At 65.2% G+C, this 17,520-nt stretch carries 14 protein-coding genes; 1 reads left to right on the forward strand and 13 read right to left on the reverse strand.

The window, feature by feature from the left end:
* Positions 1-2 precede the first annotated feature (2 nt).
* The 8 genes from KP001_RS06870 to KP001_RS06905 form a co-directional block, all read right to left on the reverse strand.
* Positions 3-4,154, reverse strand: coding sequence for a response regulator (locus tag KP001_RS06870; RefSeq protein ID WP_217288791.1), 4,152 nt, complete (start codon positions 4,152-4,154; stop codon positions 3-5).
* Positions 4,151-5,284, reverse strand: a complete 1,134-nt coding sequence (locus tag KP001_RS06875; RefSeq protein WP_217288792.1) for an NrtA/SsuA/CpmA family ABC transporter substrate-binding protein — start codon at positions 5,282-5,284, stop codon at positions 4,151-4,153. Before KP001_RS06875 ends, KP001_RS06870 begins: the two co-directional genes overlap by 4 nt.
* Positions 5,284-6,120, reverse strand: coding sequence for a CheR family methyltransferase (locus KP001_RS06880; protein ID WP_217288793.1), 837 nt, complete (start codon positions 6,118-6,120; stop codon positions 5,284-5,286). The genes KP001_RS06875 and KP001_RS06880 overlap by 1 nt, the downstream gene beginning before the upstream one ends.
* A gap of 436 nt (positions 6,121-6,556) precedes the next feature.
* Entirely contained in the window at positions 6,557-6,775 is a 219-nt protein-coding gene (locus KP001_RS06885; protein WP_217288794.1) for a DUF1653 domain-containing protein, read from the reverse strand.
* Positions 6,776-6,795: 20 nt separating this feature from the next.
* The gene (gene hypD, locus KP001_RS06890; RefSeq protein ID WP_217288795.1) at positions 6,796-9,156 is read right to left on the reverse strand and encodes a trans-4-hydroxy-L-proline dehydratase; all 2,361 of its coding nucleotides are present in this window, start codon (positions 9,154-9,156) and stop codon (positions 6,796-6,798) included.
* Positions 9,157-10,047 carry a glycyl-radical enzyme activating protein gene (locus KP001_RS06895; protein ID WP_217288796.1) on the reverse strand — a complete coding sequence of 297 codons (891 nt, stop codon included), beginning with the start codon at positions 10,045-10,047 and terminating at the stop codon, positions 9,157-9,159. It lies immediately after the preceding gene.
* A gap of 89 nt (positions 10,048-10,136) precedes the next feature.
* A complete protein-coding gene (locus KP001_RS06900) occupies positions 10,137-11,087 on the reverse strand; it encodes an aldo/keto reductase (RefSeq protein ID WP_217288797.1) in 951 nt (316 codons plus the stop codon).
* Between the two features lie 18 nt (positions 11,088-11,105).
* A complete protein-coding gene (locus KP001_RS06905) occupies positions 11,106-11,309 on the reverse strand; it encodes a SlyX family protein (RefSeq protein WP_217288798.1) in 204 nt (67 codons plus the stop codon).
* A 150-nt stretch (positions 11,310-11,459) separates the two neighbouring features.
* Between KP001_RS06905 and KP001_RS06910 the strand changes: the two genes are divergently transcribed.
* Positions 11,460-12,128: a hypothetical protein gene (locus tag KP001_RS06910; RefSeq protein ID WP_217288799.1), complete on the forward strand. Its 669-nt coding sequence runs from the start codon at positions 11,460-11,462 to the stop codon at positions 12,126-12,128.
* A 160-nt stretch (positions 12,129-12,288) separates the two neighbouring features.
* Here KP001_RS06910 and KP001_RS06915 read toward each other — a convergent pair whose 3' ends face one another.
* The 5 genes from KP001_RS06915 to KP001_RS06935 are packed head-to-tail and all read right to left on the reverse strand — an operon-like array spanning position 12,289 to position 17,499.
* The gene (locus KP001_RS06915; RefSeq protein ID WP_217288800.1) at positions 12,289-13,047 is read right to left on the reverse strand and encodes a TSUP family transporter; all 759 of its coding nucleotides are present in this window, start codon (positions 13,045-13,047) and stop codon (positions 12,289-12,291) included.
* Positions 13,048-13,050: 3 nt separating this feature from the next.
* Positions 13,051-15,222, reverse strand: a complete 2,172-nt coding sequence (locus KP001_RS06920) for a Y4lR family protein (protein WP_217288801.1) — start codon at positions 15,220-15,222, stop codon at positions 13,051-13,053.
* Positions 15,223-15,250: 28 nt separating this feature from the next.
* On the reverse strand, positions 15,251-15,835 hold the full coding sequence (gene gmhB / locus KP001_RS06925; RefSeq protein ID WP_217288802.1) for a D-glycero-beta-D-manno-heptose 1,7-bisphosphate 7-phosphatase: 585 nt from the start codon (positions 15,833-15,835) through the stop codon (positions 15,251-15,253).
* Between the two features lie 42 nt (positions 15,836-15,877).
* Positions 15,878-16,447, reverse strand: a complete 570-nt coding sequence (gene gmhA / locus KP001_RS06930) for a D-sedoheptulose 7-phosphate isomerase (RefSeq protein WP_217288803.1) — start codon at positions 16,445-16,447, stop codon at positions 15,878-15,880.
* 38 nt (positions 16,448-16,485) lie between these two features.
* On the reverse strand, positions 16,486-17,499 hold the full coding sequence (locus KP001_RS06935) for a glycosyltransferase family 2 protein (protein ID WP_217288804.1): 1,014 nt from the start codon (positions 17,497-17,499) through the stop codon (positions 16,486-16,488).
* Positions 17,500-17,520 lie beyond the last annotated feature (21 nt).

A 17,520-nucleotide genomic window follows, 5' to 3' on the forward strand; every position in this document is an offset into this window, starting at 1 on the left:
TTCTAGGCCGGGGTGGTGCCCTGCGGAGCCACGAAGCCCGCCACCAGCTCCTGGAGTTCCTCGGGCTGGTAAGGTTTTGAGAGGTAGGCAGCGCACCCGGCCGCCAGCACCTTCTCACGGTCGCCAGCCATGGCGCTCGCCGTCAGCGCCACCACCGGGATCGCGGCCGTGGCCGGGTCCTCCTTGAGCCTTTGCAGGACCGCGAACCCGTCCAGCACCGGCAGGTGCATGTCCAGAAGGATCAGAGACGGCGCGGAACTTCTGGCGGCGTCGAGCCCAGCCGCTCCGTCGCACGCCTCGATGACCCGGTAGCGCCCGCCGAGGGCGGCCTTCAGCGTGACCAGGTTGTCCGGGTTGTCCTCCACCACCAGCAGGGAACCGTCCCCCTCCCACGCGGCCGGCGGCGTCAGGGTGGCGGGGGCTGCGCTCGCGCTTGGTGGGCGGAACAGGCTCACGCTCCCCAGCATCTCGTAGACCCGCTGCAAGAGGTCCTGGAGCTCCACGTCCCCCTTCTGCACCAGCTGGTGAACCTTCAAATCCCTGAGCCGGTCGAACTCACCCGGCGAGAGCGTCTTGGCCGTCATCACCATCACCGGCACGCCGGCGGTGAGGCTGCTGGCACGGACCGCCTCCAGCACCTGGAAACCGTCCACCTCCGGCATCATCAGGTCGAGCACGATACCGTCGGGGACGTGGGACTTCAGATAGGTGAGCGCGTATCTGCCGCCGGAAACCGCGTCGACGCGATATCCGGCCGATTCGAGGGCAAAGCGAAGCTGCACCGTGGCCGCCTCGCTGTCCTCGACGATCAGGATTCTCGCCCCCTGGCTCTCCTCGCGCCCGGGGAGCCGCCACCCCAGCCGCTCCAGGCTCCCCACCAGTTCATCGAGGACCTTCCGGCGCTCCATGCCGTTTTTGGAGATAATGGCGCTCACCCCGCTGGAGAGCCGCTGCAACTCGGCGTGGGTGAGTTCCTTCGAGGTGATCACCACCACCGGGATGTCCGCCGTGAGGGAGTTCGACCTAAGCCGGTCGAGCACGGCGGCGCCGTCCATCCCCGGCATGAGGAGATCCAGCGTGATCAGGTCGGGGTGATCCGAAACGGCAAGCTCGAGCGCCTCCGGGCCGCTTTCCGCCAGGAGCACGTCGAGCCCCTTCTCCTTGAACAGGGAGGCCAGGAAGCAGCGATCGTACTCGTTGTCGTCGACGACCAGCACCAGCCGGCATCCCGCACCGGTCAACCGCGCGAACGCCTCCATGAGCTGATGCTGGCCGACCGGCTTGCTGATCACCCCGACCGCCCCGAGCGCGATGCCGGTGGCGCGGTCCTCGGAGAGGGAGATGATCATAACCGGTATATCGGCGGTTTCGGGATGTTCCTTGAGCTCCCTCATGACCTCCCACCCGTCCATCTCGGGCATCATGATGTCCAGGGTGATGGCGAAGGGGCGGTTGGCGCGGGCGAGCCGCAGCGCGTCCGGGCCGTTGAGTGCGCTCAGTGTGCCATAGCCGGCCTGGCTCAGGTGGGTTGTGATAAGGGAGACGGCCTCCGGGTCATCATCGACAACGAGCACCGATCTTCCCGGAACCTGCACCGCCGCTGCTCCCGGTCCCGGTCCCGGCGCCGCTCCCGGCGCAAATCCGGCTCCCCGTGGCGCCCGCTCCCCCAGCGCCTGCGCCACGGGGAGAACTTGCTCCCTCGCGCCAGCGGCCTTGCCGCAGTCCAGGGGGAGGCGCAGGGTGAATACCGAGCCCCGGCCCAGCTCGCTGCTGACCGCCACATCACCTCCAAGGAGGAGGGCGCTCTTCTTGACTATGGCGAGCCCCAGCCCCGTCCCCTCGTAGGAGCGGGAGGTGGAGCCGTCGGCCTGGCGGAACTCGTGGAAGATACTCTCCAGGTACTGCGGCGCGATGCCGATCCCCGTGTCCGCCACCTCGAAGACCAGTTCCTGCGCCTGCACTTCCAGCCGCACGGTAACCGCCCCCTGCGCCGTGAATTTGACCGCGTTCCCCACCAGGTTCTGCAGCATCTGGCGCAGCTTCTTCACGTCGATCAGCATGCGAGGAACCGTCGCCGGTGCCGAGAACGACAGAGCAATCCCCTTCTCCCGGGCCAGCACCTCGAGGCCGTCCACGACCTCTGCTGCAACCTTCGCCGGGTCCACCGACTCCATGAAGAGGTCCTGGCGCCCCGACTCGATCTTGGCCAGGTCCAGGATGTCGTTGATCAGGGAAAGGAGATGCTTGCCGTTTCTCTCGATGATGCCCAGGTACCCCCGCTCCTCCTCGGTCAGCCGGTCGCCCCCCTGTATCGCCAGTACGCGGGAGAGGGCCAGAACGGAATTGAGGGGGGTGCGCAGCTCGTGGCTCATGTTGGAGAGAAACTCGCTCTTCAGGCGGGTCGCCTCCTCGAGGAGCTGCTTTTGCTGGTCCAGGACGCGGTTGCGGCGGGCCAGTTCGTCGGACTGGTGGGCAAGCTCGGTGGACTGCTGCACCAGTTCCTCGGACTGCTGCACCAGCTCGGCGTTCTTGACCGCGAGCTCGGACGCGAGCCGGCGCACATCCTCGGCCGCCAGCACCCTGGAGTATGCGGACCCCAGCTGCACCCGGACCATCTCCAGCGTGTCGTGCACCCAAAGCGGAAAAGGGTGCTCCGATGCCAGCGACACGAAGGCGCGCAGCTCACCGTCCGCCTCGACCGGTACGGTAACCACCTCGGCGGGAGCTATCTCGCCAAACGGGGTGACAAAGCGCAGCCCCTCCCCCGCCATGCCGGGGGCGAAGCGGGAGATGCCGCGCGAGGTAAGGAGAATCCCCAATTCCCCCTCGAGCCGGGAACGGCTGTAGCGCTGCATGCGGCCGGAGTCGGCGCCGATGGCGTGGGCGGGGACGAAGTGATCCTCGCCGTCCTCAACGAAGGCCGTGGCCATCCTGGCTCCGGTCACTTCCACGAAGGCCGGGAGCAGCTTTTTGAAAAAGTCGTCCAGGCTCACCGCGTCGACCAGTCGCTCGGAGAGCCGCGCCACACCCTGCTTCGCCGCCATCTTAAGCTGCAGGGTGTCCGCCATGGCGTTGAAGGAGCCGGCCAGTGATATCTGCTCCAGGGTCCCTTCCGGTGCGAGCCGCGCCTCGTAGTGACCGGCACCGAGCTCGGTGGCGGCTTCGGAGAGCTTCACCAGGGGCGCGCTGATGCCACGCGCAAGCCTCAAGGCGAAGACCCAGGCGAGCAGCGAGATGAGGGCGGCCATGCCGTAGGTGAGGTAGAGCGCCTGCCTGATCGGGGCGAACACCTCCGCCGAATCCTGCTTGCATACCAGTCCCCACCCGGTTCGCGGGATGTGGGAGTAGGCGGAAAGAACGCTGGCGCCGCGGTAGTCGACGGTCTGGGCTATTCCGCTTTGACCGCCAGCCGCGAGCAGCGCGGGTTTACCCGTGAGCTTCACCTTGAGCACCGCGTTGGGGAGGCCGCGCAACTCGAGAAGGGGGCGCACGTTCCGGTCCACCAGCACCACCTCTCCGGTTTTGCCCATCCCGGTGCTGTTCTCCAGCATGACGGAGAGGAGTTTGCGCAGGTTGTACCGCACCACCACCGCGGCCCTGCCTGCACCTCCGCTTCCCCCCTTCACCGGCGCGGCCAGGTCCAGGCTGGCGTTCCCCTCGGCGCCAAAGAGGTATGCCTCACCGATGACCGGCGCGGCGTCGTTCAGGGCGGTGACCACCATCTCGGGCCTCGCGATCCGGTTCCCTCTCCTCCCCTGGTCGGTGCTGAGCAGGATGGTGCCGTTTTCCGCGACGATGGAAACATCGGCTGCCGATTCGAACTCGTCGCGGTAGCCGCGCAGCAGCTGCAGACCATCCGTGGCGGACGCGCCGGACCATTCAGCCGGGGTGGCCGCCAGCGACCGCGCCGCGAGCTGCACCGACTTCCCCGACCCGAGCGTGGAGACGTCGCTCATCAGGTTGTCCAGCGTGGCGTTGATCTGGTCCTGGCGCAGCGCCGTGACCGCCGAGAGCTTGTCCAGCATCAGCGACCGGGCCAGTTGCACCCGCTGGAAGTAGATGGCCGTGGTGAGAACCGCCAGGGGGACCAGGCAGATCGTGGTGAACCAGAAAGCCAGACGCCCCTTCAACGTCGGCAAAAGCTTCAATTTCATTTAGCACCGTCCGATGGGTCAGAGTTGCGGTAGTCGAAGCGTTGCAGGGCCAGCGTGTCCCCCTCGGCCATGACCTGCCGCATCATGTCAATGTCAAAAGAGTCGCGCACCTTGGCCCACGGCGTCGCCTCAGGGATCTTGCCGGTACGCTTCAGGAAGGTGAACTTCTTGTAGAGCAGCCCCTCCTCGTTCAGGAGCGCAGCCGGGATGCGCGGCGCTCCGGGGACGTTGAGGAGGTCGTTGCGGATGATGGTGGTCATCGCCCGCCTGGTCACCTGGTATGGCGCCCCCTGCAGCCTCGCGGCCGACCCGGCGGTCCAGCCGGCGGCCTGCTCCAACTCCTTGGGTACGCGCATCCGCGCGCAGGCGCGCGCCACGGCGGCGGCGACCTCCCGGGCACGCCCGGGGTGGGACCGGACGAAGTCCCGGCGCAGGCAGAGGAAGCCGTAGCTCACCCCCTTGTGCACCAGGTGGTATTCGGGGTGCGCGGCAATGGCCAGGGTCGGCGTCGGTTCCCACGCGGCGAAGGCGTCTATCTTCCCCTCCGCGAGCGCCTGGGGCATCCCGCTCACCTCCATCGGTACCAGCTCGATGTCCTTTTCGGTCAGCCCCTCGTTTTGCAGCGCGCTCAACAGCGTGAAATGGGCGGCCGACCCCACGCCGGTTGCGATCCGTTTACCCTTGAGGTCCCGCACCAGCATAGGCTTTTTGGAAACGATGCTGGCCGCGCCCTCCTTCAGCAGCGCGACACAGACGAATTCGCCGGTGGCGGCAGCGGTCAGGGCCGGCATGTCCGCGAAGATCCCCCCTTGCAGCTTGCCCGAGGAGAGAAACCCGGCGATGTCCTTCCCCTTGAAGAAAGGATGAATCCTGACCGAACACCCCCTCTCGGCAAGCCGGGAGGCGAGGATGGAGTCGCGGGAGAGGAGTTCCGCCACCGCCCCTTCCGGCAGGGTGAGCGGCTGTGAACCGAGGTCGATCACCTCCTCGCCGCCGAAACTGTAGCCTGCGTAGCGCTGCGCGGCGGCCCCTTCCTTGGCGGCTTGTGCGTTATTTTCCTTGCGGGAACACCCGAACAGGAAAAAGGAGATCAGCAGGGTTGTCGCCAGGCATCTCACCACGCTACGCATCAGGCCCTCCCGGTCTGCAGCTTGCGGTACAGGTTGCCGCATTCGAAGATCCGCGCCAGGTGCGCGTGGTAGCGATCAGGCACGGCTTCGGCCTTTCCCAGGAGCAGGACGCCGCCCGGGTTCAGGGCGCGGAACAGGTTGTCGAACACCCTCAGGTACGCCTGCGGGTCGAGGTACATGAGAAAATTGCGGCAGGAGATGAGATCGAATCCCCCGAACAACGATTCGGGCGGGGCGTAGGTATTGGGGTCGAGGAGGTCATGGCGGCAGTAGCTGATCATGGAGAGGATCTTCGGCGAGACGCGGTACCCACTCCCCTCGGGCGTGAAGTAGGCGCCGAGTTGCCGCAGGGTGACCCCCCCCAGGCTTCCCGGCGCATAGTATCCGGCACGCCCAATCTCCAGCGCATCCTCGGCCACGTCGGTGGCGAAGATCTGTACCGTGGGGCAGACCTCGAGCAGTTGCATGGTTTCGTCGATGACGATGGCGAGTGAGCAGGCTTCCTCTCCGCCGGCGCAGGCAGCGGACCAGCAGCGCAGGAACCCGCCCTGCGACTGGGTGGAGCTGAGGCTCGTCATGATCTGCGACCTGAGCAGTTCGAACTGGAGCGGGTCCCTGAAGAAGCTGCTGAACCTGATGCGCAGCATGCGTGCCAGGCAGGCGGGCTCGCCGGGGTCGTGCCGCAGGAACTGGTGGTACTCCGTCTGACCTGGAAGACGAAGCTGTTTCACCCGTTCGGCGATGCGTTTTTCGGCAAGGGATTGGGAATAGGACTGGAAATCTTCCCCGAAATAATCGGTGAGAAAACTCAGTATTTCGACTACCGGCTCACCCAAGCAGGCCCTCCAGGAAGGTGCTGAACCTCAAATGCCACATTGAACTGGTCGGCATAGTCCCAGAGAACTTGAGGCTCATAATAGGCAAATTCCAATTACACCTTTTCACTATCTTAAGTCAATGAGAAACAGCTTTTCAAATCGAAACATAAATATAAGATTTGTAAACATTTATAATAGGCGGAGCCGTTGTCAGTGACCTGATAGGAGGAGCGGCGTCAGTGACATAATAGGCGAAGCCGTTGTCAGTGACACAATGCGCGGAGCGTCAGAGTATTCCCCTCTCCCTATGGGAGAGGGTGCCCGGAGGGCGGGTGAGGGAAAGAGGGAAAGAAGGAAAAAGGGAGAGGTCGGGATCCGCGGTGGGAATCACGGCACGATCAGGAAGGATGAGGATACGGCGCAAGCGCCCACGCGGCGGGCGGAGTGCGCCGAATCAATCTTCTTCGGGGCACCGGGCGAAGCGGGGCACCGGTTTGCCGTCCACGAGGACGGTCTCCATGAACATCGCCTCGGGGCGCACCCAGAGTCCCCCCTCGCCGTAGAGCGGGCGATACACGACCATGGCCTCATCGGTCTCGCTATGCCTGGCCGTGCCGATGACCTGGTAGTAATTCCCTTTGTAGTGACGGTAGCGTCCCGGTGCTACGGCCATGTGTTCCCTCCTGTAAGTTCCTAGAACGTGCTGTGCTCGGTCCTGGTGATGATCTCGTCCTGCAGCTCCGGCGAGAGGTCGCAGAAGTAATCGCTGTACCCGGCGACGCGCACGATGAGGTCGCGGTGCTCCGAGGGGTTTGCTTGCGCCTTCTTCAGGGTGTCCACGTTGACCACGTTGAACTGCACGTGGTGCCCGTCCATGCGGAAATAGCTCCGCACCAGGCTTGCCACGCCGTCGAGGCCGCTAGCCTGCGCGAGGAGCGTCGGGGAGAACTTGAGGTTCAACAGCGTGCCACCGCTTCTGATATGATCCATCTTTCCCGCCGAGCGGATCACGGCGGTCGGGCCGCCGCGGTCAGCCCCCTGCACCGGTGAGATTCCCTCCGAGAGCGGCGTCCCGCGCTTGCGCCCGTCCGGGGTGGCGCCGGTGACGGAGCCGAAGTAGACGTGGCAGGTGGTGGGGAGCATCTCGATGCGGTACACGCCGTTCTTGGTGTTGGGTCTTCCGTCAACCTCCTGGAAGAAGGCGTCGAACACCTGCCGCATCAGGTCGTCGGCGTAGTCGTCGTCGTTGCCGTACTTGTGGGTCTTGTTCCACAGGCGTTGCCTGAGCGGTTCGTCGCCGGAGAAATCGGCGTCGAGCTTGGCCACCAGTTCCGGGAGTGAGAGGGTAGCGCGCTCGAAGACGTGGTCCTTGATGGCCGACAGCGCGTCGGTGATGCTCCCGATGCCCACCCCCTGGATGAAGCTGTTGTTGTAGCGTGCCCCCCCGGCGTTGTAGTCCACGCCCCGGCTGATGCAGTCATCGGTCAGGACCGACAGGAAGGGAGCCGGCATCTGGGAGGCGTAGATCATCTCTATGAGGCGGTTCCCCCGGATCTTGATGTCCAGAAAGTGGGAGAGTTGGGAGCGGAACGCCTCGAAAAGTTCATCGAAGCTGTTAAAGCTCTCCGCACTCCCCGTCTTGGGTCCCAATTGCACCCCGGTCAGCGGGTCCACGCCGTCGTGCAGGGCAAGCTCCAGCATCTTCACCAGGTTGAAGTAGCCGGTGAGGATGTAGGCCTCCTTGCCGAAGGCGCCCACCTCGACGCAGCCGCTGCAGCCGCCGGCGCGGGCATCGACAAGCGTTTTCCCCTGGCGCAGCTGCTCCTCCACCACGGCGTCGGCGTTGAAGATGGAGGGGAAGCCGTACCCGTTACGCACCACCTGCAGGGTATGCTTCAAGAAGACGTCCGGGGACTTGCGCGACAGCTGGACGTTGCTGGAGGGCTGCAGCAGGTGCATGTCGTCGATCACGTCCAGAAGCAGGTGCGATACCTCGTTGGAGCCGTCGGAGCCGTCCGGCAGCAGCCCCCCCAGGTTGATGTTTGCGAAGTCGGTGTAGGTGCCGCTTTCCGCCGCGGTCACCCCCACCTTGGGGGGCGATGGGTGGTTGTTGAACTTGACGAAGAAGCATTCGAGCAGCTCGCGGGCACCTTCCCTGGTGAGCGTCCCCTTGTTCAGTTCGGTCTGGTAGAAAGGGAACAGGTGCTGGTCCAGGTGTCCCGGGCTGAAGGCGTCCCAGCCGTTCAGCTCCGTGATCACCGCCAGGTGGCAGAACCAGTAGGACTGCAGCGCCTCCCAGAAGTCCCCGGGAGCGTGCGCCGGCACCCAGCGGCAGTTGGCGGCGATCTTCAGGAGTTCCTGCTTGCGCACAGGATCCGTGCAGGCTGCGGCCATGCTCTCCGCGAGTTTCGCGTGACGCTCGGCGAAGAGGATCACGGCGTCGCAGGAGATGTCCATCGCGGTCAGTTGCTCGCGGCGCGCCCAGGCGCCGGCGTCGGAGGCGAAATCGAGTGCCTCGATGGCCTGTGCGATCTCCTTCTTGAAGTCGAGGAGCCCCTTTCGGTAGATCTTGTCGTCCAGCACCGTGTGCCCGGGGGCGCGCTGCTCCATGAACTCGGTGAAGATGCCGTAGCTGTAGGCCTGGTGCCACTCCGCGGGGAGGGCGCCGAAGATCTTGTCGCGCAGGCTGCGGGTGCCCCAGTACGGGATCACCGTCTCCTGGTAGGCCTTGAGGCAGGCGTCGTCAACGCGGTAGGAGGTCAATTCGCGCGAGTTGAGGATGCGCAGGTCCTCGACGGAATGACAGGTCAGCTCCGGGTAGGTCGAAACCAGCTTCGGAGCCGGCCCCCTCTCCCCGACCACCAGTTCGCCTTCCCCGATGTAGATGGTCTTCTTCTCGCACAGGTAGAGAAAGGAGTTGGCCCGCATGACCGGGACCGACCAGCGCCCTTCGTTTTCGCGGTAAAACTCGGTGAGCAGCAGCGCGCGTTCCGCGGAGATGGCGGGCTCGGCGGTAAGGCTTTCCTGGCGCAGTCGTTGTGTCCGTGCGTTCATCTATGCTCCCCCTCCTATCTGCGTGTCCAATCCCCGGGCTGTGAACAGCCGGGCGAAATCTTCCATGGTTTCCCGTGCGGGAGTCCGCGCCGCCACGGCCTCGGCGGCCGATTCCTTCCCAAGGCGCGCGGGCTTCGCGGTCCAGCTGCCGTGGTAGGGGAGGAGCCAGACCTGGCGCACTCCGGCGGCACGTGCGGCGAGGCCGGCCAGCGCCTCCATCTCTTCGGTCGTATCGTTGAAGCCCGGGACAACCGGGATCCGGATCCAGATGTTGCGGTGCACACGCCCCAACTGCTCAAGGTTGTCGAGGATGAGCCCGTTGCCCACGCCGGTCCCCTGATGGTGCAGGGTGTCGCTTGCGCACTTTAAATCGAAGAGGAAGAGGTCCACCAGCGGGGCGAGATCGAGCAGCGTCTCGGTCGGGCAGAGAGCGGCCGTATCGACGGCGGTGTGGATGCCCTGGGCGCGGCAGGCGTTCAAGAGAGTTTTCAGGAAGGCCGGTTGGCAGAGAGGTTCACCGCCCGAGAAGGTAGCCCCGCCGCCGGAATCCTCGAAAAACATGCGGTCCTTGAGGATGTTGTGCAGCACCTGTTCCGCAGTCATTTCCGAACCGAGGAGTTCGCGTGCCCCGGTTGGGCAGGCCTCCGCGCAGTCCCCGCAGGCCCGGCAGGCCTCCCTTGGCTGCAGTCCCTCGTGGCAGGCCAACAGGCAGGCGTCGCAGGAGATGCAGCGGTTCTGCGACCAGGCCGTTTGAGGAGAGGAAGTTTGGCTTTCCGGGTTATGGCACCACCAGCAGCGCGCCGGGCACCCCTTGAGAAAGACCGTAGTGCGAATCCCCGGCCCGTCGTGCAGCGAGTAGCGTTGCACGTTGAAGACGATGCCGCTATCCATGTCGCGTAATTCCCCTGCGTCCCATGGTTGGGTTACAACTCCGAGCCCCGGTTTTCATCCCCTTTATCCCTTTCATCCCTGTGAATCCCCTACACCACCCTGATCATGAACTCCGGGCATGCCGCCCCGCAGTACCCGCAGAGGATGCACTCCGCGTCGTCGACCTTGGCCTTGCCATCCACCAGCGCCAGTGCGTTGTTGGTGCAGGCCGGCACGCAGGCGCCGCACCCCTTGCAGAAGGCCTCCATGATGGTGAGCTTGCGCCGCCTCCCCTCGAGGGTGGTCCAAAGCGCCGCGTCGGCGCGCCCCTCCTGGAAGAGCGCCAGGTTGCCGTCAATCTCGGCCTCCGAGAGCATCCCAAGGGCGATGCCGTGAACCCCCTGGAGCCCCAGCACGAAACGGAGGCTTTCCCGGGCCGAGGAGATGAGGTTCCCCCCAGCGAGCGCCTTCATCGCGTACACCCCCTTCCCCGCCGCGGCGCAGGCCGCGATGGCGGCGGCCATCTCCTCACGGGTGCCATCGATGATCCCCATGCCGGTCCGGTTGATGAGCGGATGCACCACCTCGATCTCCGGGTGCAGCACCGACTTCTTCATGGCACTGACGAAATGCGAGGAGAGCCCGACGTGTGCGATCTTCCCCTCCTCCTTCATCCGGACCAGCGCCTCGATCACCTCGGGGCGCTCCACGAACGGGTCGGCCACCCGGGCGCCGTGCAGGTGCACGATGTCCAGCCGCTCCACCCCCAGTTCGGTCAGCGCCCTTTCCACGTGCCCGCGTGCGGCCTGCGCCGTGTTGGCGTGCGTCTTCGAGGCGAGCAGCACCTCTCCGTCGAAGCCCGTCAGTGCGGCGCGGATGTGCGGATAGGTCTGGTACAGTTCGGCGGTGTCCAGGAGGTTCACGCCGCGCTCCAGCGCATAGCGGATCAGGCGTCCCCCCTGTTCAGGGGAAAGCGAGGCCTGCAGGGGACCAAGCGGAAGGGTGCCGAAAACGAGGGGATTGATGCTGAGGCCGGTACAACCGAGTGCGACTGTCTTCATGTAATTCCTGTTCCGGGGTCAGTAATGGGGCGGAGGCTCTTCTTCGGAGGGAAGCCTGTTTTCGGAAGCGCTCAGGCCGCGCAGGTGTTCCTTGATGATTCTAAGTTCCTTGCTGAGCTGGTCGATGAGAGCCTGGTGCCCCGTAACGACCTCGTTCAGTTGATCGATGATGTGACCCTGGTGCATGATCAGCATCTCCATGTCAGTCAGACGCTGTTCCATAGTGAGCTCCTTGTGGTGCGGTTGTGAAGCAGGCAAAAGTTTAACCTGATTCAGTGCGATAGCCAAGATAAAAAACTTCAAAAACCGGACGGATTCTGATAATTTCGCTGACGCTTTGAGCACGTGAAGTGCACGGCACTGGAGGTAGCGATGCAGGAAACACCGAAGTCGAGCAGCGAGCGTCACATCGAGGCCATCATGCAGCACCTGGAGCCGGGGAGCGACCGGTACGAGGTGCTGGACAAGGCCAAGCGGTTCAAGTCGTCGTGGGTCGAACTGGGCGAGAAGCTGCTGGACGTCAGCAAGAGGGGGCGTTTTCGCGAGTGGGGTTACGGGACCTTCGAGGAGTACTGCGTTCAGGAGATACGCATCAAGCGCGGCACCGCCGAGAAGCTCACCATGGCCTACCGTTTCATGGAGAAGGAAGAGCCGCAGCTGCTGGACCGGCGCGAGGAGTTGCGCCCCCTCCCCGACTTCAGGTCGATAGACCTGTTGCGCCAGGCCAAGGAAGAGAAGGGATTTTCCGCCGAAGAGTACGGTGATCTGAGAAAGCGCGTGGTGGAGGACGAGAAGAGTCACCCCACCGTGTTGAAGAAGTTCAAGGAAGTAGCCGCGCTGCGTGAAGAGCCAAACCCGTTGGTGCCGTTGAAGGCCGCCGTCTCAGCCGCGAAAAGGTTGGACAACGCCTTGCGTCTTTTGGAGGGGGTACCGCAGGTCTATGTGCAGCAGGTGACCGAGCTGTTGAACCACCTGGAGCAGGACCTGAACGCCCGCGATACCGGAGCCGAAACCGAAGCCGGCAACCTGCGCGAGATCTGACCGCAGGCACCCCTGCCTGACGTTTCCCTGCAGCGGTTTTCCGGGTTCTCCGTCCCCCGGGTCCACCGCGTCCACCGGGTCCATGTGATCCACCAGCCGTAGCGTCCGGCCGCGGACTTGCCGGCTCCGCCGCCCTGTACACCGGGGGTCGCAGCCGGCGTTACCGGTAGCTGTCCCAGAACAGCTTCGCCGTCACCGCCAGCACCGAGCAGATGAACACCGGCCTCACGAACCGGGTCCCCTTGTGAATCACGAGCCTCGCGCCGATGCGCGCGCCGGCCGCCTGTCCCACCCCCATCAGCAGCCCCGCCCCGAGGAGCACGTGGCCGCCGGCCACGAATACCACCAGCGACACGATGTTGCTCACGAAGTTGAAGAGCTTGGTGTATCCGGTCCCCTTGCGCATGTCGAAGCCCAGCCCCAGCATGATAGCGATCACCCAGAAGGAGCCGGTCCCCGGCCCGAGGAATCCGTCGTAGAAGCCGAGCCCCAGTCCGGCCACCCCGTAAAAGAGCCTGCGTGGCAGTCGCGGGTGCACCTCCTGCGCTCCGAGCCTCGGCGTGAAGATGGTGTAGCAGAGTATGGCGAGCAAAAGAAACGGGATGCACCTCTTCAAAAAGCCAGGATCGATCTGCTGGACCGTGTAGGAGCCGAGGATGGCGCCTATGGCGGTCCAGATCACCCCCGGGAGAGCGTCGCGCAGGTTGACCGTGCCCGCCTTGACGAAGTGCGCCATGGCGCTGCAGGAGCCGAAACTGGCCTGGAGCTTGTTGGTGCCGAGCGCTGCCTGCGGCGGGAGCCCGATACCGAGCAGCACCGGGATGGTGATGAGGCCGCCACCGCCGGCGATGGCGTCGATGAGGCCGGCAACCGCGCCGGCAAGGAACAGGACGGGAAAAAGAACCGGTGAAATCTCCATGAACTAGCTGTCACTCCCCCGCCTGCCGTGGTTGCGCTTGCGGTATGCCGCCAAACTCTGTCGTGCTATCGATACTGCCAACGGAATCTCCTTCAGTGCGATCGTTTCATCGGCGACGGCCTGCGCCACGTGGTACATCCGCTGCCAGGGGATGGGCGCCTCCCTGCCCGCCACCTTGAGCCAGAGCGTTTCCAGCACCAGCCGCAGCGACAGCTCCGGGCGCAACTGCTCCAGAACCTGGTCGCACAGCCGCTCCACCGCAGTCACCCCCTTCGCAGGGCCGCTGCCGCCGCCAGCCGCCTCCATGGCGCTCTCAACCGCGCTCCCCTCCACTTTCCACGACCCGAACAGGGCGCGGTAGCGGTGCCACCCTCCCGACTCCGCCAGGGCCATGACCTCCGCGCCGGGACCATCGCCGGGAGCGCATTCCGCGGCCGCCTCCTCGCCCAACTGCCGCAGCGTCCCGACGGGGTCAGGCTCACATCCCTTCCAATGGTCGCGCCCCAGCAGCTCGGCCGCACGCACCAGCCAGTGTCCGGGCACCCTCCCCCGTTCCATCCCGGCCGCGATGGCCATTCCCAGGCGCAGGTCGAGGTATTCCCCGGTCGACGGCAGGCAGCAGCGCTGGCTGCGGGCGGCCCGAATGAAGTCCTCCCTGTCCCTGCGCGTCTCAAGCCGGACCACCGTGCAGTCGACGATGCCCCTTTCCTGCTGCAGCACGAAGGTGCAGCCGGCATACGCCTCATGGTCCGGGACGATCACATGGAAGACCTGCCCCCCGGTTCCGTCCAGGCAGCTGGCGTACACGCTCTCGTCACCGGGCGGATCGAGGTGGGCGCACGCAACGCGCGCCCTGCGCGCGTTGCTTATGGTCTGGTCGACGATGCTGCGGGCCGGCTCGGGAAACCAGTTGCGCGCCATGATCAGGCGGCGCAGCGTGTTCGGCGTGAGGGTGGCGGCCGCAACCGACACCAGCATCCGTGCAGCCTCCCGGGACAGTTCCGGATCGGGATCGAAGATGAGCAGCGCGGCTATCTCGCGCAGGAAGGGGGCGTCGGCGGTCAGGAGCTCCCAAGTCAGCCCGGGCCTCAGTTCCGGGTCGTTTGCCGCGAAGAGTACGAGAATCTCCTGGGCTCCGGCAAAGGGGCAAGTCACTCCCGCCGAGGCGAAATGCCTGAGAATACCGGCGAGGAATTCTTCCCCCGAGGCGGCGGCCACCTCCAGGGGGGACTCCTTGCCTCCCTCCCCTGACCGGCATATCGCCTGCAGCTCGGGGATAAGCTTGACGCGAGCGCGGACCAGGATGTCCTTCACCGAAAGGCGCAGCTCCATGCCGCTCTTCTCCCGGTACACCCGCAGCGCGAGGGCGCTTTGCAACCGCTGCATCTGCTGCCTCGCTCCGATGCGCCCCCCCGCCGTTTCGACCTCGTAGAACTCGAGGGTGAGGGAAAGTATCCTCAACGCGGCCGAGAGCCTGTCGTGATCGGCCTCCTGGGCGCGACCAAACGACGCCAGCAGGGCGGCCAGCTCCTCCACCGCGAGGGGATCGGCCAGCAGGTGACGGTGCAGCTCATCCTGCAGGGGCAAAAGGATGGAGACCGGAGCGCTCACCCCGGCCCGGGCGTACAGATCCACCAGGCGCATGGTGCCGGTCGGCTCTCCCTGCGTGGCGGCTGGGGGGGGCGGACAACAGGGGGTGCAACCGTGACGGACGGATTCGTTCAGCACGCTCTCCAGGTCCGGGGCGGGCATGGCACGATAGAAAAGGTCGCCGGGAAGCGGAAAAGACCTCCCCTGGTAGGGGGAGCCATCGATCAACTCCCGCACCTCGCCGTAGCGCTGGTACATGCGCGCCACCCACTCCGGGCGCGAGTTGAGGGTATGTACGCAAAAATCGAGGAGTTCGGGGGCGTAGGGAACCTGGTAGCTGGAGCCGTCCAGGTAGGGGCCTGAGAAGGGGCCGTCGCCGTCGAAACCAAGGCAGATCATCGCCTTCTGCCTCTGCTTCTGGTCCAGCACCAAAAAGGTAACCCGGCGGCAGTCGCATCCGGGGCTCGTGCAGTAACATTCGACGAAGGCGTAGCTCCCCCTGGGGATGCCGCCGCTGCGCGCGTGCAGTTCCAGGGTCATGGTGGCCCCGGCTGCGCCCGGAAAGATCTGGTGGTAAGGCTTCATGCCCCACTCCTCGCGGGAAAAAGCCGCTTCAGCGCCTCTTGCGCTTCCCCTTCGCCTCGGCGACGAAGATCGCCTCGACCGCCGCCTGGAGGTCCTCGTAGGCACGAACCCCCTTGGGGAGCCGCGCCGATTCGACGGCGCCGTAACCGGTCAGCACCATGAGCGAGGTGCAGCCGGCGTTGAGCCCCGCCTCGATGTCCCCCAGCTTGTCCCCGATCATGTACGAGCGGGACAGGTCGATGTCCAGGTCGACGGCCGCCTGCTCCAGCATACCCGGCGAGGGCTTGCGGCAGCTGCACTCGACGCGGTAATGGCCGACGGCGTGTTCGGGGTGATGCGGGCAGAAATAGCAGGCGTCGATGGTGATGCCGAAAACGCCAAGTTCTTCGTGCATTCGGTCGTGGACCGCCTGCAGAGCAGTCTCGTCGTAAAGGCCGCGGCCGACGCCGGACTGGTTGGTGACCACCACCAGGAGAAAGCCCGCGTCCTTCAACCGCTGCAAGGCGTAGGGAACCCCGGGAATGAGACGGAAATCCTCCACCCTGCTCAGATACTGCACTTCCTCGTTGATGGTCCCGTCCCTGTCGAGGAAGACCGCACGCTGCTTGCCCATGGTACCCCTGGCCTTTCCCGCCGCCCTAAACCCGCCGCGCCATCATGTGAAAAGTTCCCGCTCCACCAGGTCGCACAGGATGTGGATCATGGTGATGTGCCCTTCCTGGATCCTCGGCGTGTCGTCGCTCGGGACCACAAGGGAGATCCCGGCCACGTCCTTGATGCTCCCGCCGTCCTTGCCCAAAAGGGCGATGCTGCGGCACCCAAGCCTCTCCCCCGCCTCCAGGGCGAGCCGCACGTTCGGCGAGTTTCCGCTGGTGGAAATCCCCACCAGCACGTCCCCCGGAGCGGCGTGGGCCTCAACCTGACGCGAGAAGATACGGTCGAAGCCGTAGTCGTTCCCGACGGCGGTGAGTATGGAGGTATCCGTGCTGAGCGCGATGGCCGGGAGCGCGCGACGCTCGAGCTTGAAGCGCCCGACGATCTCCGCAGCGAAATGCTGCGCGTCGGCGGCGGACCCGCCGTTGCCGAAAACAAGCAGCTTGTTACCGTCCCGAAGCGCGGCCGCCAAAAGCGAAACGGCGCTCTCAAGGGCCGGACAGAGGTCCCTTTCGAGCGCCGCTATGACGTGAGCATGGGCCTGGAGCTGGGCCTTGATCTCTTCTTTCATCAACCCTCCGCGTGCCGCGGGGATATCCCGCGGTGATCCTAGTGAAGGCGCACCTTGATCCGCTCGGCAAGCTCGGTGAACGAAAGGTAGCGCTCGCTCCAGGGAAACGGCATCCCGTCCACCGCGGTGACCGGCATGGTGCCCGGCCGCTGTGCGACAAGTTTCTCATAGAAGCGCCTCCTCTTGCCGTCCCAGGAAAGCCGCGGCAGCGAAACCAGCTTCACGTTCTCGTGCAGACAGCAAAGACCGGACTGGCGGGCGGCCTGGCCCAGCGCGCTGGGGAGCAGCACCGTGTAGCGGTCCCCGTGGCGCGCCCCCTGGACCAGCCACTCCAGTTTCTGGCGCAGCAGCTCCAGCTCGACCCCCTTGGGCACGTGCAGGAGATAGCTCCCCCCCTCGCCCCAGCGCTCGCGGAACGCGGTCATGCTCCTTTGCAGGGTCTCGCGGCGCCTCTGTTCCGAGCCCAGCGGCGCCTCCTCCTGGTGGGAGACCGCAGGGCCCGGCACCTGGCAGGTCAGGTACCCCTTGGCGCAGGCGCGCCTGGTGAAGTCCTTCAGGCACCAGGCGCCGCCGTCCAGGTTCTCGTCGAGGCCGCCGATCTCGCGGTAGAGTTCGCGGCGGATCACCATGGCGGCGAAAGAGCCGCGTTCCACCTCGCACGGCCCCTCGCAGGGATCGCCTGGATCGAGACAGGGAAGGAGGATCCCCGCTTCCGGGTGTGCCTCGGCGAACTGCAGCAGCGGGTCGAGCCAGCGGGCGGCTACTATGCTGGTGTTGCGCAGCAGGGCCAGGAAAGGGGCCGACGAACTCTCGAAGCCGCGGTTGACCGCACGGACAAACCCGATGTTGCTGTCGTCGCGCATCAAAAGGGCGCGATCTTCCAGCCCGTCCGCGAACTCCTGCAATATCCTTTCGGTGTCGCGCTCTGAGCCGCAATCGACAATTATGAGACGCGCTTCCGGGGTGTGATTGATCAGGTTGACCAGGCAGTTTCGAGTCTCGTCGGGCCGGTTCCATACGGGTATGATGACGTCTATGACAGCGTCGGTCATGAGTATCCCTCGGGCAGAAAC

The sequence above is a fragment of the Geomonas subterranea genome (assembly GCF_019063845.1).
GTDB lineage: Bacteria > Desulfobacterota > Desulfuromonadia > Geobacterales > Geobacteraceae > Geomonas > Geomonas subterranea.

Bases quoted from the DNA above. Each gene is read 5' to 3' on its own strand.
- KP001_RS06910 (WP_217288799.1), top strand. From the start codon at position 11,460: ATGCAGGAAACACCGAAGTCGAGCAGCGAGCGTCACATCGAGGCCATC.
- KP001_RS06900 (WP_217288797.1), bottom strand. From the start codon at position 11,087: ATGAAGACAGTCGCACTCGGTTGTACCGGCCTCAGCATCAATCCCCTC.
- gmhA (WP_217288803.1), bottom strand. From the start codon at position 16,447: ATGAAAGAAGAGATCAAGGCCCAGCTCCAGGCCCATGCTCACGTCATA.
- KP001_RS06885 (WP_217288794.1), bottom strand. From the start codon at position 6,775: ATGGCCGTAGCACCGGGACGCTACCGTCACTACAAAGGGAATTACTAC.
- KP001_RS06920 (WP_217288801.1), bottom strand. From the start codon at position 15,222: ATGAAGCCTTACCACCAGATCTTTCCGGGCGCAGCCGGGGCCACCATG.
- KP001_RS06935 (WP_217288804.1), bottom strand. From the start codon at position 17,499: ATGACCGACGCTGTCATAGACGTCATCATACCCGTATGGAACCGGCCC.
- hypD (WP_217288795.1), bottom strand. From the start codon at position 9,156: ATGAACGCACGGACACAACGACTGCGCCAGGAAAGCCTTACCGCCGAG.
- KP001_RS06905 (WP_217288798.1), bottom strand. From the start codon at position 11,309: ATGGAACAGCGTCTGACTGACATGGAGATGCTGATCATGCACCAGGGT.
- KP001_RS06870 (WP_217288791.1), bottom strand. From the start codon at position 4,154: ATGAAATTGAAGCTTTTGCCGACGTTGAAGGGGCGTCTGGCTTTCTGG.
- KP001_RS06895 (WP_217288796.1), bottom strand. From the start codon at position 10,047: ATGGATAGCGGCATCGTCTTCAACGTGCAACGCTACTCGCTGCACGAC.
- KP001_RS06915 (WP_217288800.1), bottom strand. From the start codon at position 13,047: ATGGAGATTTCACCGGTTCTTTTTCCCGTCCTGTTCCTTGCCGGCGCG.
- KP001_RS06875 (WP_217288792.1), bottom strand. From the start codon at position 5,284: ATGCGTAGCGTGGTGAGATGCCTGGCGACAACCCTGCTGATCTCCTTT.
- gmhB (WP_217288802.1), bottom strand. From the start codon at position 15,835: ATGGGCAAGCAGCGTGCGGTCTTCCTCGACAGGGACGGGACCATCAAC.